The sequence below is a fragment of the Actinomyces sp. oral taxon 849 str. F0330 genome (genome assembly GCF_000239715.1).
GTDB classification, from domain to species: domain Bacteria; phylum Actinomycetota; class Actinomycetes; order Actinomycetales; family Actinomycetaceae; genus Actinomyces; species Actinomyces johnsonii.
In genome coordinates this window covers 7,469-32,454 of the sequence record NZ_JH470353.1, presented here as the reverse complement: position 1 = coordinate 32,454, position 24,986 = coordinate 7,469, and the positions used below count along the sequence as shown (strand labels likewise).

Sequence of the window (24,986 nt, the reverse complement as noted above, 5' to 3'; positions counted from 1 at the left end):
GCGTCACGATGCTCACGTGGAAGGTGTGAGGGATCAAGGGACGCCCCGCGTGCTCGTGCGGGCGGGCGGGTATGGAAGCGGGCGTGCGGGCCGCAGGCCGGAGCGGGCCCGGGGCGGCTCACCGGGGGACGATGACGTGCAGGGCGGCCTGATCGACCTCGGCCCGCAGGGTGCGGGTGGAGCCGGCCGTGTCTCCGTCGAGCTCGAAGGGGACGGGACGGTCGGCCTCGATGAGGACCGTCCTGGCGCGGGTGAGCGTGAAGCCCTCCATCTCCTGGCCGGTGAGGATCTGCGCGCCCAGGCGCGCCCAGTCCACGACCTTGCCGGGGTTGGCCAGGAGCAGGTCGACCATGCCGTCGGTAGGGGTGGCCCGAGGGAAGAGCGTCATGCCGGCGGTGATGGTGCCGACATTGCCCATGAGCGCCATGACCATCTGGCGGCGTACGGGAGGTGCGTCGTCGAGCGTGATGGTGGCAGTGAAGGGATCGGGGACCGCGTTCTGGACAGCGGCCACCGCGTAGGCGCCCGAGCGGATGACCTTCTTCAGGCCCGAGTCAGTGGACTCCATGATCTGGGCGTCCAGGCCCATGCCGGCCATGACGACGAAGCGCTCCTGGCCGTCGTCGAAGGTGCAGGTGACCATGTCGATGGCCTTCCGGCTTCCGTGCAGGGCCAGACGGATGGCGGCGTCGGTGTCCAGGGGGACGGAGAGGTTGCGGGCCAGCAGGTTGCCGGTGCCGGCGGGGATGAGGGCCATGGGCATGTCGGTGCCGGCGAGCTGGGAGGAGACGGCACGCACGGTGCCGTCGCCGCCGGCCACCATGACCAGGTCGACGCCGGCCTCTAGGGCTCGGCGGGCCATGGAGCGGCCGGGGTCGTCAGGTGTGGTCTCCAACCAGACGGTGGGGCGCCAGCCTGCGGCGCGCACCTCCGCGGCGACCCTGCGGCGCAGGAGCGAGAGGTCGTCGAACTTGGTGGGGTTGTAGATGACGGCAGCCCGCTTCTCGCTGCTGGAGCGCGATAGGCGGCGGTTGACCCAGCTGGTGAGGATCGCGTCGATGCCGCCGACCCACAGGGCCAGGTTCGCGAAGGCGGCGCCCAGAAGGAATCCGCCGATGAGGTCACTGAGCGTGGCCTGCCCCATGTACCACTGGCCGACGGCGCTCGCGGCGACGGCGGCGTAGCCCAGAACGGTGCCGGCGGCGACCATGGCGCTGCGGTGGTGGGCGCGCGCGAGGGTCACCAGGACCCATGAGGCCAGCGTTATGGCGGTGATGTGCGCGTTGGGGTAGGAGTAGGTGAAGGCGGCGATGGAGTCGGAGAAGGCGGAGCCCGGGGCGGGGTGAGCCAGGTGCAGGGCAATGAGGAACTGGGTGGGAATGCCGGCGGCGGCGATGGCCAGTGAGACGCTCAGACGGCGCATGCGGGCCGTGTAGGCGTAGACGACCCAGGCCGCGATGAGCCCGAGGATGATGATGGGGTGGGTGAAGGTGGCGAAGGCCTCTGCGAACTGTCCGGCGACTGACCGGGGCTGGGTGTCGGGGATCGGCAGGAGGGCGTCGATGGCGGGAGGGTGCTGTTCGGCGCAGGGGACGAGCGGCCCCGGGGCGCTCAGGTAGGTCCAGACGATGAAGGCCAGGGCGAATCCGACGCAGAGGATGGCCTCGACATACTTCAGGCGCAGTGGGGGGCGAGAAGAGGGGGCGATGCCGCGTGCGGGCCTGCTCGCGCTCATCTCGTCCTTTCTGCTGGGTGATTGTCCTGAAGGCAGCCTAGCCGGTGAGGCTGTGGACGGCATATGTCCGGGCTGAGGAAACGAGCCGGGCGGGGTGCACGAGGCGGGGCGGACGGAACGGAGCTGACGTGCCCGAAGCCTGCTGCCGAGGTCACGATGGACGGGGGAGAGGCGAGTGGGCTGGGAGGGGTGTTTCGGATGCACGACGGATGCTCGAGTTCGGTGAGTTGAGATGATGCGATGTGAACGGAGTGCGACTTTCTCGATCACTCGTGTGTGATGTCTGATGAATGCGGTGGGGTACGTGTACGGATGAATGGATAGCTCGGGCGTCAATCCCCTGCGGGGCGGCGGGGGAATGGGTACATTGTGCTGGTTGGTTGCGGGCGCCTCTCGGCGCTCGTTCCCCGATCTACCTCGAAGGACGTATGTCATGCGACAGCAGATTCGGTTCCTCACCCATGCCCTTGGCCGTCGTGAAACGATCAAGTACCTGTCGATCGCGGCTGTTGGTGCGGCTATCGCTCCTCTAACCGGATGCTCCGGATCCACTTTAGCGTTCAAGAAGTTCGCCGCCGGGACCTGGGAGATCACTGTCTCGGGTAACGAATGGAGTAACTTCAAGATGACCTTGGTCGTCGACGAGAAAGGCACGTGGAAGGCCGATGTCTCCGGCGATGACAAGCAGCCCAGCAGCTCGGCTGGAAAGTGGAGCCTGTCAGGGGGGAATCTTTCCGTTTCGGAGAACGATGCCGTGGACAGTGCTGAGTTGATGCGCGTCTACCACGGCGAAGGTACTGCCAGCTCGATCCCGGAGACGGTCGATCAAGAGAAAATGATCTCTTCCATCCACTGGGATATTGAGAATGGGGCTTTCGATGTTCCGGTGAACTGGGATCGGGATTCCCAGACCTTGACGTTGACGGGGCAGGACTATCACGACGATCCTCTTCCTATCCTCGCCAAGAAGAAGTGATCAGCCGACTATCGGTGGCAGTTCCATCTCATCGCGGATGACTTCAGACGTGTGCCCCGTCCGCTCCTATGGGCGGGCGGGGCACACGTCGTGAGATACGCGAATCGATGACCCAGTGGAGGCGAGCGAGGCGCTCCGGCCTGAGATTCGGAAGAGATTTCTCCTGCAACGGCTTGAACGGCATCAGGCCTGCTGGCGATTATCGAACCGCAGAGCGGCGGCCTGGCCCATCTCCTCGGCCAGTCGGGATTGAGCGTCGACTAGGCGGATGATGGCCTCTCTGTTGGGGAAGATGCCTACTGAGTCGGTGCGGCGGCGGATTTCTTTGTTGAAGCATTCGGCGGGGGTGTCGGACCAGGCCTGTCTCCATACCTCGACGGGGAAGGTGGCGGTCGGCTCCCTCGACCAGGCCGGCGTGGGTGACGGAGGTGACGCGCCTCGGTGAGTTCCGGCCGCCACGAAGGTGAAGAGGCCAGCCTCACCCAGGAGCCGGATGTGCTCGTCGAGCGCGGCCGCCATGCGCGAACTGTGACTCCGGGCAGAGAGCGCCCAACAGCTTGTCCGTGCGCCAGGTGGAGACTCCAGCCAGGTAGGCCAGAGCAAGAGCCCCGCTATGAAGGTACTCAGGATTGAAAATATGGAGCGTGGTCGTTGTGATGGCTCCGCTTAAGTGGGTGCGTGCGTTCCGAACTGCGTTTGCTGACATGGGTGGTCGTGTCTAAGAGCAGATTGCTGAAGGAGACGTTGTGGTGATACGTGTGCGTTGCTTTGGTGTCCAAGAAGGGGCGTTCTGCAGACCACTTCCTAGCAGTAAACGTGCAGATTTAACTGCGATCGGCATCGATCGTTTCGAAGGAGACTACATTATCGAATGTCCTGCTCACTCGCTCCCGGCGTAGCCAGGCGGCGAGCAGCTTGAACGATGGCTGCTCGCCGCCTGGCATGCTCTTCTTCGGAGAGCGGCCCACAAAGCATACGCGCGACTTGAGGAACGGTCGACCACCAGCCTGCGATCGAGAGTATGAACATCATCAGTTGTGCGGCATCAATGTCTTTGGTGACTACTCCCGCCTTCTGGCCTTCAAGGACAGCGGCAGTTTTATCGTGGTAGAACGTCCTGCGCAGGTCTTCGTCTGGTACTTCATTGTCAAACACCAACGCCTCCCAGCGGAGAAGACGGATGAGTTCAGGTCGCTCGCAATGGTAGTCATAGACACGCCCTGCGTAGTCACCGATATCCTCCGTCGCGAATGAGGTAGCTGGAACCGCTTGAGCGACCGTCGCCAATTCGTCGCGAAGTATGGTCGCGAATAATTTACGTTTGCCACCGAAATAGTTGTATACACGTTCTTTGTTGACGCCAGCCTTTTTCGCGATGTGCTCGACTGTGGTGCCGTCAGGGCCGTACTGCGCAAACTCAGCCGTCGCAGCTTCCTTGATCTTACGTTTAGTGCCTTCTGTGTCCCAAGCCAAGGGAGGCCTCACTTCCATCTCCAACGTTGTGGTTGCATCTTTTCGTTCATTATACTACACTAACTCCAACGATGGCGTTGGGAAGGAGCTTCGATATGGTCGAGCGGCCACCTCATTATGGAGACCGTATTGCGGTAGACCAACAGGAAGGCGGTGGTTATCCTACAGTAATCTATCCGGGTAATGGGGTTGCTATCTCCGTCCTGGTTATCGCCGCACTATTTGTCTTGACTCAGTTGTATGCGGCTATTCCGTTGCTTGGCCCAGTTGGGATCTCGATGGAGGCTGATGCAACCTTTGCATTATCGACGTGCTTTAGTGTGACTTATGCTGTTGGGTTCCTGATATGGGGGCCTATCTCGGACCGCTATGGACGCAAGAAGGTGATGACGGCGTCGATTGGAGTACTGGCGGTGGTGACACTCCTATGCTCGGGAGCTTCGTCGCTTCCGATACTGGCCGGGCTGCGTGCGCTCCAGGGGGCGGCTGCGTCTGGGTTTGCGCCGGTGGCGTTGGCGTATTTAACAGAGGCTGTTGTACCTCGGTGGAGGGCGAGAGCAATTGGCGCGATGTCGGCAGCATTCTTGGTGGCAGGAATTTTCGGGCAGGTACTGGCATCGACAATAGCTCTACGCGCAAGTTGGTCATGGTTTTTCTTTGCATGCGGCGTCGTCCTGGCGATGATCTTTACGATCATTCTCTTTTCTGTTGTAGAAGTTCCCAATCACACGCCATCGATGACGTTGCTGCAGCAGTTTGGTAACCTCGTCGTGCTTCTGTTTCGGCCGGCGATCGTATTGCTTGGCATAGCCCATATCACGCTGCTGTTATCGTTTGTGGCGTTATATACTGGCATTGGTCACCATCTCGAAGATCTTTATGTTGCCGCGTCAAACATCATTCTCATTCGCCTGGCTGCGCTTCCGGCGATGTTCATTAGTTTAGGGGTAGGTGCTTTGGCTGAGCGTATCGGCGCAATTCGTGTCGCTCAGGTGGGTTTTGGCTTAGCTGCAGTAGGTATGTTGGGAGGGACGTTCACGGCTCAGACGATTTCTGGTGTCGTCGCGTCCAGTATTGTCTACGTCTCGGGTGTTGCGCTGTCTATTCCCTCAATGATCATGCTGTACGGCGAGACTGCAGCGCCGCACCGGGGAAGCGGTATGGCGATCAATGGTTTCGTTCTGTTCGTCGGTGCAAGCATCGGCGCTCTGGTTGGTAAGGCGATCGGTGGGTTTGGCACTCTGACACTCACATTAGTTGCCCTGCTGGGACTAGCAGCAATTTCGCTCCTCACGCTTGGAGCTATCCAGCGAAAGGACTCGTCATCATGAAAACCATTCTTGTTCTTGGGGCTACGGGGCGGACTGGCCGTCTTATCCTTAAGTATCGGCCAGATAATGCTCCAGTTTATGCCGGACTGCGGCAGGCGAGTTATGCTGAAGGGCGACGATCATTGCCGGATGGCGCTGATGCCTCGCGGATTGTCAACATCGACGACCAAACGAGTTTGTCGACCGCGCTAGAAGGTATTGACATCGTGATCAATGCGATTCGCCTGCGAGATGATATTGCTGCATCAGCGCTGGTTGAGCTACATCAGTCTATTGTCGCCGCACGCGATACAAGCCGAGAGCTCTATGTCGTCCATGTTGGTGGTGCAGGAGCTCTGCATATGGACGATGGACGACGATTCTGGGAGACGCCAGGATTCCCGGCCGTCACCTTACCACGGGGAATCGGCCACGCACATTTGCGTGATTATCTGGAACAGCATGAACAGCAGTGCCAATGGGCGTATCTTATCCCTCCACCTCGGTATGTACCAGACGGCCCATACCAAGGACGATACAGCAGAATACCTCCAGGGAATCGCGAGCAGGCCTTCTTAACTGATGGCATTAGTTATGAAGACTTCGCCGTTGCGTTGGTTGATGCGGTGCGTGAAGAGTGGTTCGGAGTGTGGCTGATCGGAGGGTAGAAGCGACACCCCCGCAGTCCCCGCGAGACGATGACGTCACATCGAGTCGGCAGTGCAACATCGTCGTCTCGGTGCCAGAAGCACCAGGCTTGCGTGGTCTGCTGGATGATGCCCTGACTGCCACGAAATCCGGCAAGAACAAGCAAATTCTCACGTCATGGGACGTCCATGACGTGAGTTTGAGCGATGACTCCTTGGTCGGGGTGGCGGGATTTGAACCCACGACCTCTTCGTCCCGAACGAAGCGCGCTACCAAACTGCGCCACACCCCGTGTGCAGCAGGCGACAGCATAGCCTCCACCCACCGCGGGGAGGAAATCGGAGCCGCTGAGTCGTCCGTCACGTAGGCGCTCTGGCCTACAGACCGCGGTTGGCTTCCGCCCGTCCCCATGACAGGCTGCCGATGACAGGCCCGGTCACCGGCGCCCCGGGGCGCCTGCGCGAGCCCGCGACCCGGCGACCGGCCCGAGTATCCGCCACGGAACAGAAGGAACCCCATGCGCATCGAGGCCGTCGTCGCAGACATCACCACCGAGGAGGTCGATGCCATCGTCAACGCTGCCAACAGCACCCTCCTGGGAGGTGGAGGAGTCGACGGCGCCATCCACCGCGCCGCTGGCCCCCGCCTGCTCGAGGCTTGCCGGAAGCTGCGCGACACCGAGCTGCCCGACGGCCTGCCGGTCGGCCGCGCCGTCGCCACGCCCGGCTTTGACCTGCCCGCCACCTGGGTCATCCACACCGTCGGCCCCAACCGTCACGCGGGCGAGGACGACCCGGCCCTGCTGGGCGCCTGCTTCGACAGCTCCCTGGCACTCGCCATCGACCTCGGCTGCTCCTCCATCGCCCTTCCGGCCGTCTCCGCCGGCGTCTACGGCTGGCCCATCGCACAGGTCGCCGAGATCGCCGTGGCCCGCGCCTGCGCCGTCGAGCAGCGCTCCCGCACTGAGCCCGACGCCGTCGGCCGCCTCGAGCTCATCCGCTTCGCCCTGTCCTCGCAGGCCAACCACGAGGCCTTCGCCCACGCCCTCGAGCGCGCCGAGCACTGACCTGGGCTGAAGCGGCCTGCCCGTGCTCCGCATCAGCGCCTTCGGCCCGGACGATCTCCGGCCTGCTCAGGCGCCCTTCGCCTCCGCGGCCGCCTGCTCGTCGGCCCACCTGCCCAGGTCCTCGCCGTGGATCGCGGCCGCCAGCAGGCCGGGGAAGGCGTCCGGCGTGCATCCGAAGGCCGGCACCCCCATCCCTGCCAGCTGCTTGGCGACATCATGGTTGTAGGCGGGGACGCCGTCGTCACTCAGGGCCAGCAGCACGACGACCTGCACCCCGCTTCCCAGCAGCTCCCCCACCTGCGCCAGCATCCGCTTCGGGTCGGAGTCGTACAGGTCGCTGATGAGGATGAACACCGAGTCCGCGGGCTGCGTGATCGTCTGCCGGCAGTACTCGATGGCCGGTGAGGTGTCCGTGCCGCCGCCGAGCTGGGTCCCGAAGATGACGTCGACCGGGTCTGACAGCAGCGGCGTCAGATCCGTCACGGTGGTGTCGTAGGCGACGAGCGTGGTGCGAAGCGAACGGATCGAGGCCATGACCGCCGCCATGATGGAGGCGTAGACGACCGAGGAGGACATGGACCCGGACTGGTCCATGCAGATGGTGAACTCCTTCTGGATGCCCCGATGGCGCCGGCCGTGCCCGATGAGCCTCTCCGGGACGACCGTGCCCAGCTCGGGCACGTAGTTCTTGAGGTTCGCGGCGATGGTGCGGTTCCAGTCGATATCGGCCGGCAGGGGCCGAGACGTCCTCGTGGAGCGGTCCAGCGCGCCGCGCACCGACTGCTGGAGTCGGTCGGCGATCCGCTCTTCCACCTCCTTGACGACCTTGTCGACGACCGTGCGCGCCGTGGCCTTGGCCTCCTGCGGAATCATCTCCGACAGGGTGGCCAGCGTCGCCGCCAGGTGCACGTCGGGCTCCACGCCCTGGAGCACCTCCGGCTCCAGCAGGAGCGTCTTGATCCCCAAGCGGTTGATGGCGTCGGTCTGCATGACCCGTACCACCCGGGAGGGGAAGTACCTGCGGATGTCCCCCAGCCAGCGCGCCACCTTGGGGGCGGAACCGTCCAGGCCCCCGCGCCCCTTGTCCTGTGGGCCGACGTCGTACAGGTCCGCTAAGGCCGTGTCCATCGCCCTGTGCCCGTCGGACAACGAGGTGGGGTACCCGCTCGGGTCCACGCCCAGGGCCAGGCGCCAGCGCTGCTCGATGCTGGTGGGCTCGACGTCGTCGGGCCGGTCCGTCTGAACTGTCCGACCCGCCTGGTCGGAGTGGTCGCGCGCGCTCATCGGGTACCTCCAAGGATCATGCTCACCGTGTCCAGAACCGTCTCGACGTCGTCGAATCGCTCCTCGGTCGGGCCGTTCCCGTGCGGGGCGGGGGAGCCGAGGTCGCGGATCTGCCGGGCCAGGTCCACCTTCTGGGGGTTCGGCCACTGGCCGAAGGCCCGTCGCAGCGCGGGCAGGACGTCGACGAAGGACCGATCCCCGATGCGCCGAAGCCACTCGTCGAGCACCTCGAGCAGGACATTGTCATAGCTGAGCAGGAGGATGTCCCCAGCGAGGAACCCCTCGATCCACTCGGCCTGCTCCTCAGGCTGCGTGCCCTGCGACAGCGCCCGGGACAGCCTCAGAGCGGCGGCGTCGCGGGTCAGCTCCCCGGCATCCAGGAGCATCCGGGTGATGCGTCCGGCCAGCAGACCGGGCAGGCTGCGGGTGGCCAGCGCGGAGCGCAGCGCGCCGTTCCACAGCGCCGCGGCCCGTTCGTCCAGAAGACCGATGACGCTCTGGACCTCGTCGATCGTGGAGCGCAGCGTGCGGGCCATCCGGGCGTCCACGTTCGCGGCCGCCGCCGACATCCCCGCGCACCCTCGCACCAGGACGGCGCGGGTCACCGCCCCCAGGCTGGAGGCCTCCGTGCCGCGCACGTCCCCGTATCGCTGGGAGCGGGCCAGGGCCGGCACCGAGCCCAGCAACCGGACGATATCCATCTCGCGCGCGGCCTGCTCATCGAGGATCCGCAGCAGCTCGGGCACGACCCCGGACAGGCCTGCCACCAGCGCCTTCTCCACCGACCCTGTCACCTGCGGCAGCGAGTCGGTGGCGGCCAGCAGGGCGTTGCCGGCAGCGGAGGCCACGGTAGTGCCGAAGGCCGCCGCCTCCACCACCTGCACGGACATCTCCGGGTCCCACTCGAGCTCCCAGACCTCCTTGAAGGTGCCGCTCGATGAGACCCGCTGCCGCTTCCCCCAGGTGATCCCGAGGATCTCCAGGCGCAGCAGCAGCTGGGACTTGGCCAGGTCCCGGGGCTTGCGCAGGTCCAGCGTGAGCGTCTTGGGAGCCGCCGCGAAGGCCATGCGCAGACTCTTGGCGGCCGAGCGCAGATCGGCGTCCAGGGGAACCATGGGGACGCCGTCGGGCACGCTGCCGAGGGCCTCGCCGATGAGCACCTCACGGGTCGCGGCGGCGGCCCGCACCGCACTGCCCTCGCACATGACCGACAGGACCGCCTCGCCAAGCTCATCGAGGCCGGCCATGGGACGCCCGCGCAGGGCGGCGAGGCTCTGCGCCAGCCGCGCCGCCTCGATGATGTGGGCCGAGGAGACCGGCAGATCCTGGCGACGCAGGGAAGCGGCCACCTGCGTCAGCCAGCGCACGACCGGTCGATCCGGGGCGGTGAAGAGCAGGTGGTACCAGCCCGGCGACTCCACCCCGGCTCGATAACCGCTACCCCCGGCCAGGCGCCGGTGCGTCCACGGCACCCAGGTCAGGGACGTCCTCGCCTTCGCCATGCCCTTAAGCCGGGCGTTGTCCTGCGAGACCTTCGGCGGCTTGCCGACCAGCGCCGGGGCGTGCCAAGCCCCGCACACGACGGCGATTCGCTCGTGGCCCGCCCTTCTGGCCGCCCGCAGGACCTTGCGCATATGCGCTTCGCGGCGCAGCGTGGACTCGTCGGTCTCCGGGGACGCTTCCCGCAGGAGACCGATCGCCTCGGCCAGCGCGTCGAAGGGGTCGCCCTCCATGCGCAGCTCGACGACGTCCTCCCACCAGGCCTCCGGGTCCTCGTAGCCGGCCAGGCGTGCCAGTTCCGCGATTGGGTCGGTGCGCTCCGGGCGGGCGGCGTCCTGAGCCGCGGCGCCACCGTCCCCCGAACCGCCCGTCTCCCCCGAACCGTCAGAGTCGCCGGAGTCGCTGGAGTCACCCGGGTCGTCCGCATCGTCGACGTCCTCCTCGGTCCCCGCCTTGATGCCGGCCCGTGCCCGCTCGCGCTCGGCCTTCCGTTCGGCCAGGACGGCAGCCGCGGGCAGATCCATGAAATGGGCCTTGGCCCCGTGCGCCACCGCCCAGGACAGCGCCTGCCATTCGGGGGAGAAGACGGCCATCGGCCAGAAGGAGGCCTCCGAGGGATCGGTGTTGTCCCAGGCGAGCAGGGCCACCGGCGGCTCCAGGCCCCGGCCCGCCCACTCGATGAGGCCATCGGCGTCGGCCGGCCCCTCGATGAGGACGCAGTCGGGCCGGTAGGCCTCCAGCGCCGCGGCCAGGGCCCGTGCCGAGCCCGGGCCATGGTGACGGATCCCCAGAACCCTCACGGGCGGGCGCGCGTCCTCGGCGTCGTCGACGACGTCGTTCTCGGCAGCGGCTTCAGCGGTACCCTCGACGGCTCCTACGCTGACGGTCACTGCCCCACCTCACGGCAGGCGCGGTAGAAGTCCGACCAGTCGCGGCGCTCGCGGACCACGGCCTCCAGATACTCCGACCACACCACCTGATCGGCCACCGGGTCGCTCACCACCGCCCCGAGGATGCCGGCGGCCACGTCCGAGGGCCGCAGGACGCCGTCGCCGAAGTGGGCGCTCATGGCCAGGCCGTTGGTGACCACCGAGATCGCCTCCGCGGTGGACAAGGTGCCCGACGGCGATTTCAGGCTCGTGCGCCCGTCCTCGGTCGCGCCCTGGCGCAGCTCGCGGAAGACGGTGACCACGCGGCGGATTTCCTCCAGGGCGCCTTCGGCGGGCGGTAGCTGGAGCGCCGAACCGAGGTCCTCCACGCGGCGGGCCACGATACTTACCTCCTCCTCGGCCGAGGCCGGCAGCGGCAGGACCACCGTGTTGAAACGGCGCCGCAGCGCCGCAGAGAGGTCGTTGACACCGCGGTCGCGGTCGTTTGCGGTGGCGATGAGGTTGAAGCCCCCGTGCGCCTGCACCTCGGTGCCCAGCTCCGGCACCGGGAGAGTCTTCTCGCTGAGCACCGTGATAAGGGCATCCTGGACGTCGGAGGGCATGCGGGTGAGCTCCTCGACCCGGGCGATCCTGCCCGTCCCCATGGCCGTCATAATGGGGGAGGGGACGAGCGCCGCCTGCGAGGGCCCCTCGGCCAGGAGCCGGGCGTAGTTCCAGCCGTAGCGCACCGCCTCCTCGGAGGTGCCCGCCGTGCCCTGCACCAGGAGCGTGGAGGTGCCGCAGATCGCGGCGGCCAGGTGCTCGCTCACCCAGGACTTCGCCGTGCCCGGCACCCCCAGCAGGAGCAGAGCCCGGTCCGTGGCCAGGGTCGCCACGGCCACCTCGATGAGGCGCCGGTTGCCGACGTACTTCGGAGTGATGACGGTGCCGTCTTCCAGTGTGCCGCCCATGAGGTAGGTGACCACCGCCCAGGGCGACAGCCTCCAGCTCGCCGGCCGGGTGCGCTCGTCGAGACGCGCCAGGGCGGCGAGCTCCTCGGCGTAGCGCTGCTCGGCGTGAGGGCGCAGCAGGGGTGCGTTGTCGGTACCGGTGTGGCTGTTGGTCTGAGTGCTGGTCACGGGTGCTCCTCGGTGGCTGATGGGCGGGTAGTCGATGGGTGGTCGGGAAGAAACAGAGCGTGGTGCGTGCGTGCGGGCGCGGCTAGGCGGTGTGCGTGCGCAGGGCCTCCAGCCGGAGTCGCAGACGCAGCCCCTCGACGGCGTCGGTCACGAAGGCCGGTGCCGAGTCGGGACGGGAGACCTCCTCCATCAGAGCCAGTGCCTCGGGCAGGACCGTGGCGTGGCAGGAGACCGGCAGCCTGGTGGTCTCCTGGGAGGTCCAGTAGCCGATGTCCTCGGGTCGGTGCGATCCGAGGGCGGACCGGAGGAAGGAGACCATGCGGCGGGAGTGCTCCGCGGAGTAGGGGCGCGGCCAGAAGCGGCGCATGTCGGTGAAGCGATCAAGATCGCCACGTTTGAAGGCGTCGGCCGTGCAGGCCTCGATGAGGGCGCCACTGCCACGACGGTCCGCGGTGAACAGGGCGCTGCTCAGATCCAGCGGTTCGCCCTCGAAGGTCACCTCGGCCTCGAGGAGCTGACCGGCGGACAGCCCGATGAGAGCCGGCCAGCGGTCGATCGGGACGCGTCCGACCACCTCCTCCAGTAGAGCGGGCGGGTATCCGGCAGCCGTTCTCCTGGCGGATGGTGGGCCGACGTCGACTCGGGAGGGGTCCCCGGTGCCGCGCTCCCCGTACTCGTCACGCAGGACCTCGTCGGTCACCTCGATGGGTCGGCAATCCACCCGGGTGGTGCGCAGGAACCGCTTGGTGACGCTCATGTGGGAGGCGGCGAGGGCCTCGGCGCGCTGGACCAGCCCCGATCCGGGCAGGAGGAGGAGCACCTGCGCCGCCGCCTGGCGCACGCCCCCGGAACGATCCGTCAGGGCCATCTCGAGGAGGGGCAGGTCCGCCTCACTCAGGTTGGTGGCCAGCGCCTCGACGATCCCCCGGCGGGCCTCGGCCTTCTCTTCCTTCCACGACGCCACCATGAGGGTCCGCGCTGCAGCTGGGTCCTGGGCGCGCAGCCGCCTGAAGTAGGCGAGCCGCTGGGCGGTGGTGCCCAGTCTCCACACGGAGTCGTCCCCGGAGTCGCCGCCGGGCAGGGACACCAGGGGCTCGACCCGCTTGCCCCACACCGGGTGGTCGCGGAGCACCGCCGCGGCGCGCTCGTCGATGACGGCCAGGACCGCATCGCGGTCCTCGTGCCTGTAGGCGGTCTCATTGAGAACGCGCATGAGGAGCGGGGCGGGTAGCCGCCAGCCGCACTCGGCCACCATGCCCAGCGCCGTGGCGAGCAGGTGCTCCTGAGGCCTGCTGAGCAGGATCTGTTCCAGGATTGGGCGCAGGCCCTCGGGTGCCAGGGGACGCGATGAGGCCGCCCAACCGGTATCCCTTGCGGCGGAGGAGGGGATCGCCGGGATCGTGGCGCGGTGCACCGCACCGTAGGCGGCGGCCGCATCCAGGAGCGCTTCGGTGCCCTCGGACGTATCCTTTGCATCCCCCGCACCTTCCGTACCCCTCCGATGAGGCGGGAGGGCGCTCGTGACGGCGCTGGGGAGCGTCCCGGGGGAGAAGGGACGCGTGCTCGTTCCGATGACAGCGGTCTGGGCCAGTGGGGACAGATCACTCACAGGGCACGCACCTCTCCGGCGGTCAGGACGCTCAGGGCTCGCAGGCCCTCGGGGGATAGCTCGCCGGCCACGACGGTCTCATCCCCGTCGGCCAGGAGCGGCAGGCCCCATCGGGCGTCGTCGGGCGTGATGAGAGGCAGTGCCCCGTCCGCATCCCCGATCGCCAGCCGATCGCCGTCGAGCAGGCGGAAGCGTCCGGAGACCAGAATCGGTGTGGCCTCCACCCACGGGTCCGCGGCGACTGCCCGCTTCCAGATCTCCCGAGCGGCAGCCGTTCCCACGGCATCGGGCTCCCATCCGGTCACCGGCTGCGGGAGCTGCTCGTCGGACAGGGCCACGCGCACCTGGCCGCGCCCCGGGTAGAAGTGTGCGACGGCGTCGAGCCGGGTTCCCGGAACAAGAGCGGTGGAGAAGCCGCTGGAGGCGGGGGCGAAGAGGAGAACGAGCCCCCAGCGCCGCGTCGTCGTACCGTAGAGCCACAGGCGGCGCTCGGTGAGCCTGCCCTCCACGGAGTCCCGACCGGCGACGACCACCCAGGTGTCTCCGACGCCGGGCGAGGCCAGGACGTCCTCGGTGCGCATCGTGAGCCCCAGGTGGGAGCGGACAGTGGCCATGAGATCGTCGGGAAGCTGGTTGCGGCGGTTCCAGGCCCGGATGAGCAGGTGGAGCAGCCCGAGCTCGTCGACCAGCCGCTCGGGCCAGTCGGGGGAGGAATCGCTCAGCCTCGACAGGGCGGTCAGGCGGCGGGCGACTCCGGGAGCCTGGGCGTCAACCATGCGGGAGGCGAAGGAGGTCAGCTGTTTGGAGCGCTGGGCCGAACCGCTGGCCAGCCCCTCGCGGAGCTGATCGGTCAGCCACCGGTCCAGGTCCGCCAGTCCGTCGGTAATGCGCCGTTCACGGGTGCGGGCACGCGAGGCGGCGCTCTTGGCCGAGGCGGCCGCCCTGGCCGGATCGTCGGGCCGGTCCGGGGCCTCCTGCCGTGCGGCCTTCTGCCGGGCCCGCTTGACGCGGCCCTCCAGCCACTCGGCGGCGAAGGCGGCCGGCTCCCCACCCGCCACCTCGCCCCCGGCTCCACAGGTGCAGCAGGCCGATGGCATGTTTGCAGGGGAACTTGCGGCTGGGGCAGGAACACTTGAAGGCCGGGCCGGACAGATCCACGCACACCCGATAGGGCCTCTTGCCCGACCCCGCGGCACTGCCCCACACCAGCGCCTCGTGCACGCCGGCGTCCGACCAGGTGGCCGGTGAGGCCAGCTTGAGGCCCGCTGAGGCGACCTGCTTGTCCGGCGCCAGCGCGGTGACCTGCTCGGTGCTCCAGGGCGCGATGGTCGGTGTGCTCATGAGGCCGAGGATAGGTCAGGGCTGTGACGCCGATGGGCCCTCTTTGAGGGGAATACCGGTGAGCGCATGGGGAGGCCTCCCCGTGGCGAGCGTCCTTCTAAACTGCCGGTTATGAGCACTGACGCCCAGCACCCGCACGACCCCGGCGGTGACGCCCACTGCGGCGGCCGCGACCCGTTCCCCCTGGCCGGCCGCACGGTGCTGGTCACCGGCGTCAGCCGCCGCATCGGCATCGGCCACGCCATCGCCTGCCGCGCCGCGGACTACGGGGCGAGCATCGTCGCCCACCACTACCGCCCGCACGACGCCTCCCAGCCCTGGGGCGCCGACGACATCGAGGCCGTCATGGCCTCCATCCGCTCCCATCTGGTCGGCCCGGCCCGGCTCATCGACATCCCCGCCGACCTGGCCTGTTCCGGGGAGCCAGCCCGCGTCGTCGAGCGGGCCGTGGCTGCCGTGGGCCATCTCGATGCCCTCGTGTGCAATCAGGCCATGAGCAGTCCTGACGGCCCGCTCTCCGAGATGACGGAGGCCGTCCTGGATGCCCACTGGGCGGTCGACGCCCGCGCCTCCATCCTCCTGGCGCAGGCCTTCGCCGCCCAGGAGGGCTTCGTCCCGCCCGCTGTGCCGGACGCCGGCCGCCGCCGCGGTGCCATCGTGTTCCTCACCTCCGGCCAGGGCCTGGGACCCCTGCCCGGGGAGATCGCCTACGCGGCCGCCAAAGCCGCTATCGCGGGCGTCACTCTGACCATCTCCGATGAGCTCATCGACGCCGGCATCACCGTCAACACGGTCAACCCCGGCCCCGTCGACACCGGCTACGTCACCGAGGCGGACCGCGAGGCGACGGCCGTCATGTTCCCCCAGGGGCGCTGGGGCGAGGCTGACGACCCTGCCCGCCTCATTACCTGGCTGCTGACCGACGAGGCCCGCTGGATCACCGGTCAAGTCATCAGCTCTGAGGGAGGCTTCGCCCGCTGGCGCCGCTGACGGCGTGCCGAGACCCCGAAATCGACCACAACTTCATAGACGACACGGCTCCGCGTCATCTATGAAGTTGTGGTCGAAGTTGGTGACGCGCACCATCCGTCAGGCCGGCAGCAGCCGCAGCAGCGCGGCCTCGGGCCGGCAGGCCAGGCGCACGGGTGTGTAGGGGCTCGTGCCGAGCCCGGCGGACACGTGCAGGTACATGTGGTCGGCGGCCCGCGGATCCCCGAGCCGGCCCGGCCACTGCGACAGCCCCGAGGCCCGACCCCGGTCCAGGTCGCAGTTGGTCACCAGCGCTCCCGCCCCGGGCACGCACAACTGCCCACCGTGCGTGTGCCCGGCCAGGACCAGGTCGACGTCGTCGGCCGACATCGCCTCCAGGACCCGTCGGTAGGGGGCGTGCGTGAGCCCCAGTCGCAGTGCGCGACCCTCTCGGTTGCGGATCGCCGGCAGGGAGAGGGCCGAGTCCGCCGACCCGGATGATGCCGTATCGCCGCCCGCCCCGGGGGCGGGGAAGACGTCGCGGTTGGCGTGCGGGTCGTCGACGCCCACCAGTTCGATGCGCCGACCGCCCACGGTGAGTGAGTCGCGCCGGTTGGTCAGATTCGCCCAGCCGCCTGCGGCCTGCAGATCGCGGACCTCCTCCCATGGCAGGGCCTCGATGTCCTCATCGCGCACGCGACTGGAGGCCTTGCGCGGGTCGCGGTGCAGGTAGCGCGTCGGCAGGCGGAAAACAGTGGTGCGGTAGTCGTGGTCGCCCATGACGAAGGCGCCGGGCAGTCCCGTCAGCGGCTCGAGGGCCCGCCGCAACGGCTCCAGCCCGCAGGCCAGGGACAGGTTGTCGCCGGTGTTGACGACGACGTCGGGCCGCAGCTGCGCCAGCCGCTGCACCCAGGCCACCCGTGCCTCGGTGTGGTCGGTCAGGTGCAAATCGGACAGGTGCAGCACCGTGAGGGGTTCCTCATCGGCGGCGAGGACCGGCACGTCGATGCGCCGCAGAACGGGGCACCGGGCCTCGATGAGGCTGTAGGCCAACGTGGCCGCCCCCAGGGCGGCGGTGGCCCCAACGACGGACAGAGCCGAGCGTCCGGCAGGGGATGGCGTCATAGGGAGTCGGGTCCTCTTCTGTTCAGTTGTTCGCGGGTGGCTGGTGCTCACTGGTGGGAGGGGATTGGCAGAGTCGGATCCCCCTCGAGCGCCTGGGACATGTAGTCGCGCCACATCGGCACGGCGATCGTGTTTCCGTACATGATGCCGACGCTGTGCGGGCCGATCTGCTGGCCGTTGAGGGTCCTGGGGCTGCCGGCGTGGCCGATCCAGACCGCGGTGGCCAGCTGCGGGGTGAAGCCGACGAACCAGGCGTCATAGTTGTAATCCGTGGTTCCGGTCTTTCCGGCGATCGGCCGGTTGATGGCGGCCTCATAGGCCGTTCCGCCCTTTTGCGACGTGGCGGTCAAAGTCGTCGCGGTTTGGTCTGCGGCGCCCTGATCCATTGCCTGCGTGCAGTCAGCGCTGGGCACCGCCATGGAGGTGCCGCTGGCGTCCAGGATCTGGTCAATGGCGATCGGCTTGCAGTACTTGCCTCCGGAGGCGAAGGTCGCATAGGCGTTGGCCATGCTCAGCGGAGGCACGTTCTGCGAACCCAGCACGATGGAGGGGCGCGGGTCCAACGGTGTGCCATCGGCCTTCGTCACTCCGATAGAGGCGGCGAAGTTGGTGACGTCGCAGACGTTGAGGCGGCTGAGCATCTCGGCGTAGGCGACGTTGATGGACAGTTTTGTTGCCTCGGTGACGTTGGTGGCGCGGTTGAGGGAGGCGTCGACGTTCTTCGGGGCCCAGGTCGGGTCGTTGTTCTCCGGGGCGCAGGGGATGTTCCACCGGAAGGTCCTGGGGACGGCGCTGAGACTGGCGCCGGCCGGGTTCCCGTCCTTGAACCACTCGGCCAAGATGAGGGCCTTGAAGGTCGAGCCAGGCTGGAAGCCGACAGTGCCGTCACTGAGTTCGATACCGCCGTGCTTGGCGTCGGCGGCGTAGACGAGCTGGGTTTCACTGCTGTCAGGGCCGCCGTCGCCGTAGCCGTAGTTGCTGTTCTGGGCAAGTGCCTGGATCCGGCCCGTGCCGGGCTCGATCGAGGCGATGGTCGTGTCGGTGCCCGACTCGTCGCCGGTGGGGACATTGGCCTGGATGACGTTGTCCGCGGCGCCTTGCCGCTTGAGGTCCAGGGTGGTGGTGATCTTCAGGCCTCCGCGCGTCAGCAGCTGGCGCCGCGAGGCGACATCGGGGCCGAAGTTCTCCGACCCGAGGATCTCGTTGACCACGTAGGTGCAGAAGTAGGCGGCGGTACCCGCGGCGCCGCAGCCGGCCGGGGAATCCGAGACATGGAGCATGCTCTCGATCGGGGTGGCCACGGCCTCGTCGTGCTGCTCCTGGGTGATGAACTTCTCCTCCAGCATCTTGGCCAGGACCCAGTCCATGCGGTTCTTGGCCAGCTCCGGCTGGGTGACGGGGTCGTAGGCGCTGGGGGCGTTGGTGGTGCCGGCCATGAGGGCCGCCTCTGCCACTGTCAGCTCACTGGCCGACTTGCTGAAGTAGTGCCGGGCGGAGGCCTCAACCCCGTAGGTGGAGGGGCTGAAGGCGGCGATGTTGAGGTAACCCTCGAGAATCTGCTGCTTGGAGTACTTCTGCTCCAGGCTGAGGGCGTACTTCATCTCGCGCAGCTTGCGGGCCACGGTGCTCTCGGTGGCGTCCCGGATGATCTTGTGGTCATCGTTCTTCAGGCCGGTCTCGATGAGCGTGTTGCGCACGTACTGCTGCGTGAGTGTGGAGGCGCCCTGGCGCGAGCCGCCGGCGTTATTGGAGACCAGGGCGCGCACCATGCCGGTGGGGTCGACCCCCTGGTGCTGGTAGAAGCGCTGATCCTCCACGGCGACGATGGCGTTCTGCATGTTGACCGAGATCTGGCTCAGGGGCACCACGATGCGGTTCTCTGCGTAGAACTTGGTGATCTCGGTCCCATCGGACGCCAGGAGGGTCGAGATCTGGCTGGGCTGCTGGACGTTGAAGTCGCTGGGGAGCTCCTCGAAGAGCTCGGCGGAGGCCTTGGTCAGCGCCGCCGTGACGCCCACGAAGGGGGTGGCGAAGCCTGCGGACAGGACACCGCCGACGCCCGACAGTGCCAGAAAGACCACGAGCATCGAGACGACCTGTGGTGGTGTCAGAGAGCGTCCGCGCGCAGAGGAGTTCGCCATGGCGCCAGCCTACGTGGAATCGATAGGAGGATGCAGTGGCGTAGGCCCTCTTCGGCCTGAGAAGACCCTAGGAGAGTGCCGCGATCGGTCTCCGGTCGGCCCCTTTCCGGCTCGTGGTGCGGGGAGGCCCGACGACGTCGGCGCGGACCTCAGACGCGGTCGCCCGGCCGGATGGTAAGACGGCCCGGAATGCTCAGTAATTTCTTAAGAAATGCCCAGGATCGGGTCACGGTGGGATCACGGTTCGCCCGCGGCGTTCACGGTCATGAGGCATCCCCTCCGGCTGTGTGAAGCGGATTTCCCAACCTTGCGAAAGGTGAGATCCCGTTGGACTCGAAGTCCACTTAAATGGCTCGCTATCAGAGAACTCCCCTTGAATGCGGTGGTGCGGGCCGATCTTGCCGGGGTCGGGGACGCTGAAGCCGCCTGGAACACATGAATGGGATTTGGTGCGCGGCGCTCGGTTGCCATACGGTAACGGCTGTGACGTGTCTGACAACGGCGTCGGCCGTTGAATGAATCGGGAGTGAGTATGACTCAAGACGACCAGACCTGGGCGGCCCAGGCGGCCTGCGCAACCGTCGAACCCGACCAGCTTTTCGGCAAGGGAGCTGAGCAACGCGATGCCAGGTCGCTGTGCTTCGCGTGTCCGGTCCGTATGGAGTGTCTGGCCGAGGCACTCAACTCCGAGTCCAGTTTCGGTGTCTGGGGCGGACTGACTGAGCGGGAGAGGCGGGCACTGCTGCGGCGCTTCCCCGAAGTCGACGACTGGGGGCTGTGGCTCCAGCGCGAGGACGACGAGCTCGTCGCCGAGATCCACGCCCGCCGCGCCCCCCGCATCCTGGCCCGGGTGCGCTGCGCCTCCTGAAGTCTCCTGCGGCCTGGCTTCCGGTGCTCCGGGGCGGGCTCTAGGCTGAGCCCATGACTGCATCTTCCGACCACGTATCCGGCGCTCCGACCGCCTGGGAGTACGCCACCGTTCCCCTCATCACCCACGCCACCAAGCAGATCCTCGACCAGTGGGGCGCCGACGGCTGGGAGCTCGTCCAGGTCGTGCCCGGTCCGTCCGGCACGGAGAATCTCATCGCCTACCTCAAGCGCCCCCGGGCCTGACGGCGCCGCTCCGCCTCGAGCCGGTCGGCCCCGTCCGGTGCGGCCTCCCAGACCCTTGAACGGTTTCGACGTTGCGTCCGCGGTCCGTCGTGGTGGACCGCGGACGCAACGTCGTCAGTTCGGTGGATGCGGTTGTCGGCGCTCGGTAGATCGCCCGGCGTGCTGCGCGGAGGGCTCTCGTGACCCGAAACGGACCCTCAGCGGGCGCGACGGCGCAGTCGGTCGACGTCGAGCAACGTGACGGCCCGGCCCTCCAGGCGGATCCAGCCGCGGGAGACGAACTCCGCCAGCGACTTGTTGACCGTCTCGCGCGAGGCGCCCACCAGCTGGGCGAGCTCCTCCTGGGTGAGGTCGTGGGGGACGTGAACGCCGTCGTCGGTGGGTGAGCCGAAGCGGTCGGCCAGGTCCAGCAGGGCCTTGGCCACGCGGCCGGGCACGTCGGAGAAGACGAGATCGGCCAGCGCCGTGTTGGTGCGGCGCAGGCGCTGGGCCAGGGCGCGCAGCATGTCCTTGGCCAGCTGCGGGTGGGACTCCACGAAAGTCATGAGCTGGTTGTGGTCCAGCGTCAGGAGCTCGGTGGGGGCCACAGCGGTGGCGGTGGTGGAGCGCGGGCCTGGGTCGAACAGGGTCAGCTCGCCGACGATCTCGCCGGGGCCGAGCACTGCGAGCAGGTTCTCGCGGCCGTCGGCACTGGCATGGCCGAGCTTCACTTTTCCGGAGAGGAGAATGTAGAGGCGGTCACCTGAGTCGCCCTCATTGAAGAGGGTCTCGCCACGGCGCAGAGTCGTCTGCGTCATCATGGCGCGCAGTTCCTCCTGCTCATCGGGGCTGAGGCCCTCGAAGAGCGGGATCCTGGAAATAATGCTGTCTTCCACGGAGATCCTCCTGGTGGTTAGGGGGCTGGCATCCCGCATGCGGGAGCCCTCGGGTCTATCCTGCCACGGCTTGTGACCTGTGGCACGCCGTCGAGCATTGTAGCTTCCGTGTGTTGCAGGTCAAAGGGGAGTGAGCAAAATCGGGTGCGTCCTGTGACACTCTTGAACAGCGTGCGGTTGCGGACGGATGACGGGATCGATTGCAATAGCGGTCTCATGGACACAGGCCTGAATAAGGACTCCGGGCGGTGCCGGCTGTCGGTGAGAGCGCGGAAAGAGGACGAGGTGCGCAGGTCGGCGAGTAGTGAGATCGCAGCGGCATCGGCTGACGCAGTGCCCGAGGTCTCGGCGATTCCGGACCTGGCCGGGCGCGCGGGCGCCGTCGACGACGAGCTGATCGCCCTCTACCCCGACGCCGTCTGCGCCCTCGACCACGACGGCCCTTTCCAGCTCCTCATCGCCACCGTCCTGTCCGCCCAGACCACCGATGCGCGCGTCAACACTGTCACGCCCGAGCTCTTTGCGCGCTACCCCGACGCCGCCGCTCTGGGAGTCGCCCGGCGCGAGGACCTCGAGGCGATCCTGCGGCCCCTGGGCTTCCAGCGGGCCAAGGCCGGGCACCTGCTGGGCATCGGTCAGGCCCTCGACGAGCGTTTCGACGGCCGGGTCCCGCGCAGCCGCGAGGACCTCGTCTCCCTGCCGGGAGTGGGGCGCAAGACCGCCAACGTCGTGCTCGGCAACGCCTTCGGGCAGCCCGCCATCACCGTGGACACCCACGTTGGGCGACTCTCGCGCCGACTGGGGTGGACGACGTCGAAGGACCCGCTGCGAGTGGAGAGGGACATCGCGGCCCTGTGGGAGCCGTGGCGCTGGACCGACGGCTGCCATCGGCTCATCGAGCACGGGCGCCGGGTGTGCTCCGCCCGCTCGCCCCGCTGCGGTGAGTGCGCGCTGCTCGAGGCCGGGCTGTGCCCGCAGGTGGGCGTTTGATAGGCGTTTGAGAGCGGCGCTCGCGGAGGCGGCCCGGGCCGGTGTCGGGCTAGCCCCACCCCCGGTCCGCCAGATGGCAGGATGGGATGGGAGGGCCGGCGCCGTCAGGCTGGGGGCATGACTGCTCACCCGCCGCTCACGCCCTCCGACCCGACCGCTGCCTCCGCCCCATCCACGCCGCCTCCCGGGACGGCCGCCTCGTCGTCCGTCGCCATCCGACTGCGCGGCCTCACCCGCGTCTACGACGTGCCGGGCCGCCAGGACGCCCGCGTCACCGCTCTGGACCACGTCGACGCCGACCTGCCCGAGGGCAGCTTCACCGCCGTCGTCGGAGCCTCCGGCTCTGGCAAGTCGACGCTGCTGCACTGCATGGCCGGCCTCGATGAGCCCACCGACGGCCAGGTGACCATGCTCGGCACCATCACCTCCGGGATGCGGCCGGCCGAGCGCGCCCGGTTCCGTGCCCGCCACGTCGGCTTCGTCTTCCAGGAGTACAACCTCATCGCCTCCTTAAGCGTCGCCGACAACGTCTCCATGCCCTCGCGCCTGGCCGGACGCCCCCTGAGCGACGCCCAGACCCGGGCGGCCCTCGACGCCGTCGGGCTCGCACACCGCGCCGGTCTCAAGCCCCACCAGCTCTCCGGCGGGGAGCGCCAGCGCGTGGCGATCGCCCGCGTCATGGCCAGCCGTCCCCGGATCGTCTTTGCCGACGAGCCCACGGGCGCCCTCGATCTGAGCTCCGCCGCCCTCGTCCTGGACTGGCTGCGCCGGCTCACCGAGCAGGGGACCACCGTGGTCATGGTGACGCACGACGTCGAGGCCGCCGCCAAGGCCGACGCTGTTGCCGTCATGAGCCAGGGGCACCTGGTGCAGTGGACCAGCTGCCGTGACGCCCGCCAGATCGCCGAGCTCGTCCACTCGGCCCGGGCCGCGCGCGCCGCCTGAGCGAGACAGGAGCAGAAGAAGAACATGGTCACACTCATCTGGAATGACCTGAGCCACCACGCCCGCCAGTGGCTGTGGTCGCTGCTCGTCGCCACGGTCGGCGGCGCCATCATCGGCGTCATCATCACCGCCTGGTACAGCGCCCTGAGCTGGGCGCAGTCCCAGGGATCGGCGGAGCTCATCAACGCCTCCCACATCATCGGCTCCAGCCTCGTGTCCTACGCGGGGCTGGCCACCGCCGTCATCCTGTCCACGACGCTGGGACTCACCGTCTCGGCCCAGCAGCGCTCCCACGCCCTGTGGAAGGTCCTGGGCATCCCCGGCAGCCGCATCCGCCGCGTCATCCTGGCGCAGGTCGGGGCGATCGGATTGCTTGGAGGCGCCCTCGGGGTGGCGGCCTCCCTTCCACTGGCCCGCGTCTACCTGCTCACCTGGCGCGAGTTCGAGGGCTTCCCGCACGACCTGCCGGTTGTCATGCCGGGCTTTGGGGTACCGTTGACCATCGCCGTGACGACGCTCTTCTGCGTCCTGGGCGGGATGGGGCCGGCTCGGCGGGCGGCGTTGGTCCCCGAGATGCAGGCGCTGCGAGAGTCCACGGCTCCGCAGACCCGGACCCGGTGGTGGCAGTGGGTGATCGTCGGTGTCCTGGTCCTGGCCCTGGTGCTGGTTCCCTTCGACAGCGCCATGCCTCTCAACGAGGCGGAGAGGGCGGAGATGGTCGCCGCCGGTGCCAACCTCAACGACCCGGGGGAGCGCGCGGTCGTCGGCGGCTCCATGGGGCTCATCGCCGCAATCGCTGCCCTGGTCGTGCCGAACTGGACCCTGCGGCCGCTGTTGACCTGGTGGACCGCGCTCATCCCGGGCCGCAGCCCCGCCTGGTTCGCCGCCCGCGCCAATGCCCGCCACCGCGCCTCTTTGTCGATGACGACGATCGTCCCCTTCGCCATCGCCGTGGCCATGACCGGGACCGTCTACGCTGCCGTCGGCGCAGGGCAGGCCACCGGTGCGCAGGGCTCGGTCAACGGGTTCCTCACTGTCGCGGTGCCGATCTTCTTCATCGCCGGCGTCGGCGGGATCGCCAATATCGCCATGGTGGGGCGGGCCCGGCGCCAGGAGGGCGCGCTACTGGGGGTCATCGGGGCGCGGACCAGCACGGTCCTGGCGTCCACCGCACTGGAGGGTGTCATCTACGCCGTCACCGGCATCCTCTTCGGGCTGGTGGCCACCACCTTCAGTGCCGTCTACGCCGCGCTGTACTCCGGGGGCGGGATGACGGTCCTGGTCTCCTCGGTCCCGGTGGGGCTGCTGGCGCTCGTCAGCGGGATCTCGTTGGCACTGGCGGTGGCGACCACCTGGCTGCCCGCACAGCTTGACCGCCGACCTCTCATGGAGAATCTGCGCCAGCCCGTGTGAGCCGGCGCCGCGCGTCAGACTGCTGGGGCGACGTCTGCCAGGAAGGTTAGGAGGGCCCGGACGAGCTCGGCCGGAGCCTCCTCCTGCGGGAAGTGGCCCGAGCGGCGGATTGTCGCCTGGCGCAGGTTGCCGGTCACGTGGTGGGTGTCGCGCGCGTAGGCTTGGGCGGGCTGGACGGGGTCGAGCTCGCCCTGGACCGACAGGACGGGAATCGCCACCGGTTTGCCCAGCGCCGCCGTCTCCGCTCGCGACAGTATGAGGTTGCGCAGCGGTTCCAGGGCGCTGTGGGCGGCACCGGGTCGGGACAGGAGTTCGGCGTAGTAGGCGGCCTCCTCAGCCACCGCCTCCCGGGTGTACGGCCCGGCCCAGGAGCGCAGCAGGCCCTCCAGCGCACTGCGGCTGCGCAGGCGGCGTTCGGCCAGACCCGGGATCTGCAGACTCGCGTATTGCAGTGCCGGCCCCGAC

General features: G+C 68.0%; 21 protein-coding genes, 1 tRNA gene and 2 pseudogenes. 10 read left to right on the top strand and 14 right to left on the bottom strand.

Annotated elements, in window-relative coordinates:
* Positions 1–118: 118 nt before the first annotated feature.
* On the bottom strand, positions 119–1,735 hold the full coding sequence (locus HMPREF0975_RS08785; RefSeq protein WP_009233790.1) for a diacylglycerol kinase family protein: 1,617 nt from the start codon (positions 1,733–1,735) through the stop codon (positions 119–121).
* A gap of 433 nt (positions 1,736–2,168) precedes the next feature.
* Here HMPREF0975_RS08785 and HMPREF0975_RS08780 point away from each other — a divergent pair, with 433 nt between their 5' ends.
* Entirely contained in the window at positions 2,169–2,711 is a 543-nt protein-coding gene (locus tag HMPREF0975_RS08780) for a hypothetical protein (protein WP_009233789.1), read from the top strand.
* A gap of 216 nt (positions 2,712–2,927) precedes the next feature.
* Here the strand turns inward: HMPREF0975_RS08780 and HMPREF0975_RS14865 are convergent.
* Together HMPREF0975_RS14865 and HMPREF0975_RS08770 are read right to left on the bottom strand one after the other, a co-directional pair.
* Positions 2,928–3,098, bottom strand: a pseudogene (locus HMPREF0975_RS14865) (transposase); the annotation flags it as partial.
* 477 nt (positions 3,099–3,575) lie between these two features.
* Positions 3,576–4,184 (bottom strand): TetR family transcriptional regulator, encoded by a 609-nt coding sequence (locus HMPREF0975_RS08770; protein ID WP_049939706.1) that lies wholly within the window; start codon positions 4,182–4,184, stop codon positions 3,576–3,578.
* A gap of 95 nt (positions 4,185–4,279) precedes the next feature.
* Here HMPREF0975_RS08770 and HMPREF0975_RS08765 point away from each other — a divergent pair, with 95 nt between their 5' ends.
* Positions 4,280–5,515, top strand: coding sequence for an MFS transporter (locus HMPREF0975_RS08765; protein WP_009233786.1), 1,236 nt, complete (start codon positions 4,280–4,282; stop codon positions 5,513–5,515).
* Positions 5,512–6,162: an NAD(P)-dependent oxidoreductase gene (locus HMPREF0975_RS14855; protein WP_009233785.1), complete on the top strand. Its 651-nt coding sequence runs from the start codon at positions 5,512–5,514 to the stop codon at positions 6,160–6,162. Before HMPREF0975_RS08765 ends, HMPREF0975_RS14855 begins: the two co-directional genes overlap by 4 nt.
* Before the next feature lie 195 nt (positions 6,163–6,357).
* Here HMPREF0975_RS14855 and HMPREF0975_RS08755 read toward each other — a convergent pair.
* Positions 6,358–6,434 (bottom strand) — tRNA-Pro (locus HMPREF0975_RS08755).
* A gap of 225 nt (positions 6,435–6,659) precedes the next feature.
* Between HMPREF0975_RS08755 and HMPREF0975_RS08750 the strand changes: the two genes are divergently transcribed.
* Positions 6,660–7,208, top strand: a complete 549-nt coding sequence (locus HMPREF0975_RS08750) for an O-acetyl-ADP-ribose deacetylase (protein ID WP_009233784.1) — start codon at positions 6,660–6,662, stop codon at positions 7,206–7,208.
* 66 nt (positions 7,209–7,274) lie between these two features.
* Here the strand turns inward: HMPREF0975_RS08750 and HMPREF0975_RS08745 are convergent, their stop codons facing one another.
* From HMPREF0975_RS08745 to HMPREF0975_RS16670, 6 genes and pseudogenes are all read right to left on the bottom strand, one after another.
* Complete coding sequence (locus HMPREF0975_RS08745; RefSeq protein ID WP_009233783.1) at positions 7,275–8,492, bottom strand: VWA domain-containing protein; 1,218 nt, start codon at positions 8,490–8,492, stop codon at positions 7,275–7,277.
* Positions 8,489–10,882 carry a DUF5682 family protein gene (locus HMPREF0975_RS08740; protein ID WP_009233782.1) on the bottom strand — a complete coding sequence of 798 codons (2,394 nt, stop codon included), beginning with the start codon at positions 10,880–10,882 and terminating at the stop codon, positions 8,489–8,491. Before HMPREF0975_RS08740 ends, HMPREF0975_RS08745 begins: the two co-directional genes overlap by 4 nt.
* Positions 10,879–12,000, bottom strand: coding sequence for an ATP-binding protein (locus HMPREF0975_RS08735; RefSeq protein WP_009233781.1), 1,122 nt, complete (start codon positions 11,998–12,000; stop codon positions 10,879–10,881). Before HMPREF0975_RS08735 ends, HMPREF0975_RS08740 begins: the two co-directional genes overlap by 4 nt.
* Positions 12,001–12,082: 82 nt before the next feature.
* The gene (locus HMPREF0975_RS08730) at positions 12,083–13,609 is read right to left on the bottom strand and encodes a DUF5691 domain-containing protein (RefSeq protein ID WP_009233780.1); all 1,527 of its coding nucleotides are present in this window, start codon (positions 13,607–13,609) and stop codon (positions 12,083–12,085) included.
* Positions 13,606–14,706 (bottom strand): hypothetical protein, encoded by a 1,101-nt coding sequence (locus HMPREF0975_RS08725; RefSeq protein WP_009233779.1) that lies wholly within the window; start codon positions 14,704–14,706, stop codon positions 13,606–13,608. The genes HMPREF0975_RS08730 and HMPREF0975_RS08725 overlap by 4 nt, the downstream gene beginning before the upstream one ends.
* Positions 14,707–14,710: 4 nt before the next feature.
* Positions 14,711–14,950: pseudogene (locus HMPREF0975_RS16670) on the bottom strand (SWIM zinc finger family protein); the annotation flags it as partial.
* 111 nt (positions 14,951–15,061) lie between these two features.
* Here HMPREF0975_RS16670 and HMPREF0975_RS08720 point away from each other — a divergent pair.
* Complete coding sequence (locus HMPREF0975_RS08720) at positions 15,062–15,940, top strand: SDR family oxidoreductase (protein WP_009233778.1); 879 nt, start codon at positions 15,062–15,064, stop codon at positions 15,938–15,940.
* Between the two features lie 99 nt (positions 15,941–16,039).
* On the opposite strand, the gene HMPREF0975_RS08715 is transcribed toward HMPREF0975_RS08720, so the two are convergent.
* Together HMPREF0975_RS08715 and HMPREF0975_RS08710 are read right to left on the bottom strand one after the other, a co-directional pair.
* A complete protein-coding gene (locus HMPREF0975_RS08715; protein ID WP_009233777.1) occupies positions 16,040–17,044 on the bottom strand; it encodes a metallophosphoesterase in 1,005 nt (334 codons plus the stop codon).
* A gap of 47 nt (positions 17,045–17,091) precedes the next feature.
* Entirely contained in the window at positions 17,092–19,185 is a 2,094-nt protein-coding gene (locus HMPREF0975_RS08710) for a transglycosylase domain-containing protein (protein WP_009233776.1), read from the bottom strand.
* Positions 19,186–19,717: 532 nt separating this feature from the next.
* Between HMPREF0975_RS08710 and HMPREF0975_RS08705 the strand changes: the two genes are divergently transcribed.
* Positions 19,718–20,053, top strand: coding sequence for a WhiB family transcriptional regulator (locus HMPREF0975_RS08705; RefSeq protein WP_009233775.1), 336 nt, complete (start codon positions 19,718–19,720; stop codon positions 20,051–20,053).
* Between the two features lie 53 nt (positions 20,054–20,106).
* The gene (locus HMPREF0975_RS08700) at positions 20,107–20,298 is read left to right on the top strand and encodes a DUF4177 domain-containing protein (RefSeq protein ID WP_009233774.1); all 192 of its coding nucleotides are present in this window, start codon (positions 20,107–20,109) and stop codon (positions 20,296–20,298) included.
* Between the two features lie 197 nt (positions 20,299–20,495).
* Here HMPREF0975_RS08700 and HMPREF0975_RS08695 read toward each other — a convergent pair whose 3' ends face one another.
* A complete protein-coding gene (locus HMPREF0975_RS08695) occupies positions 20,496–21,173 on the bottom strand; it encodes a Crp/Fnr family transcriptional regulator (RefSeq protein WP_003779318.1) in 678 nt (225 codons plus the stop codon).
* A 216-nt stretch (positions 21,174–21,389) separates the two neighbouring features.
* Between HMPREF0975_RS08695 and nth the strand changes: the two genes are divergently transcribed.
* From nth to HMPREF0975_RS08680, 3 genes are all read left to right on the top strand, one after another.
* Positions 21,390–22,163, top strand: a complete 774-nt coding sequence (gene nth / locus HMPREF0975_RS08690) for an endonuclease III (protein WP_009233773.1) — start codon at positions 21,390–21,392, stop codon at positions 22,161–22,163.
* Positions 22,164–22,280: 117 nt separating this feature from the next.
* Positions 22,281–23,108 carry an ABC transporter ATP-binding protein gene (locus HMPREF0975_RS08685; RefSeq protein WP_009233772.1) on the top strand — a complete coding sequence of 276 codons (828 nt, stop codon included), beginning with the start codon at positions 22,281–22,283 and terminating at the stop codon, positions 23,106–23,108.
* Positions 23,109–23,132: 24 nt separating this feature from the next.
* Positions 23,133–24,521: an ABC transporter permease gene (locus tag HMPREF0975_RS08680; protein WP_009233771.1), complete on the top strand. Its 1,389-nt coding sequence runs from the start codon at positions 23,133–23,135 to the stop codon at positions 24,519–24,521.
* A 14-nt stretch (positions 24,522–24,535) separates the two neighbouring features.
* On the opposite strand, the gene HMPREF0975_RS08675 is transcribed toward HMPREF0975_RS08680, so the two are convergent.
* A partial coding sequence (locus tag HMPREF0975_RS08675) for an alpha/beta fold hydrolase (RefSeq protein WP_009233770.1) occupies positions 24,536–24,986 on the bottom strand: 451 nt, incomplete at its 5' end.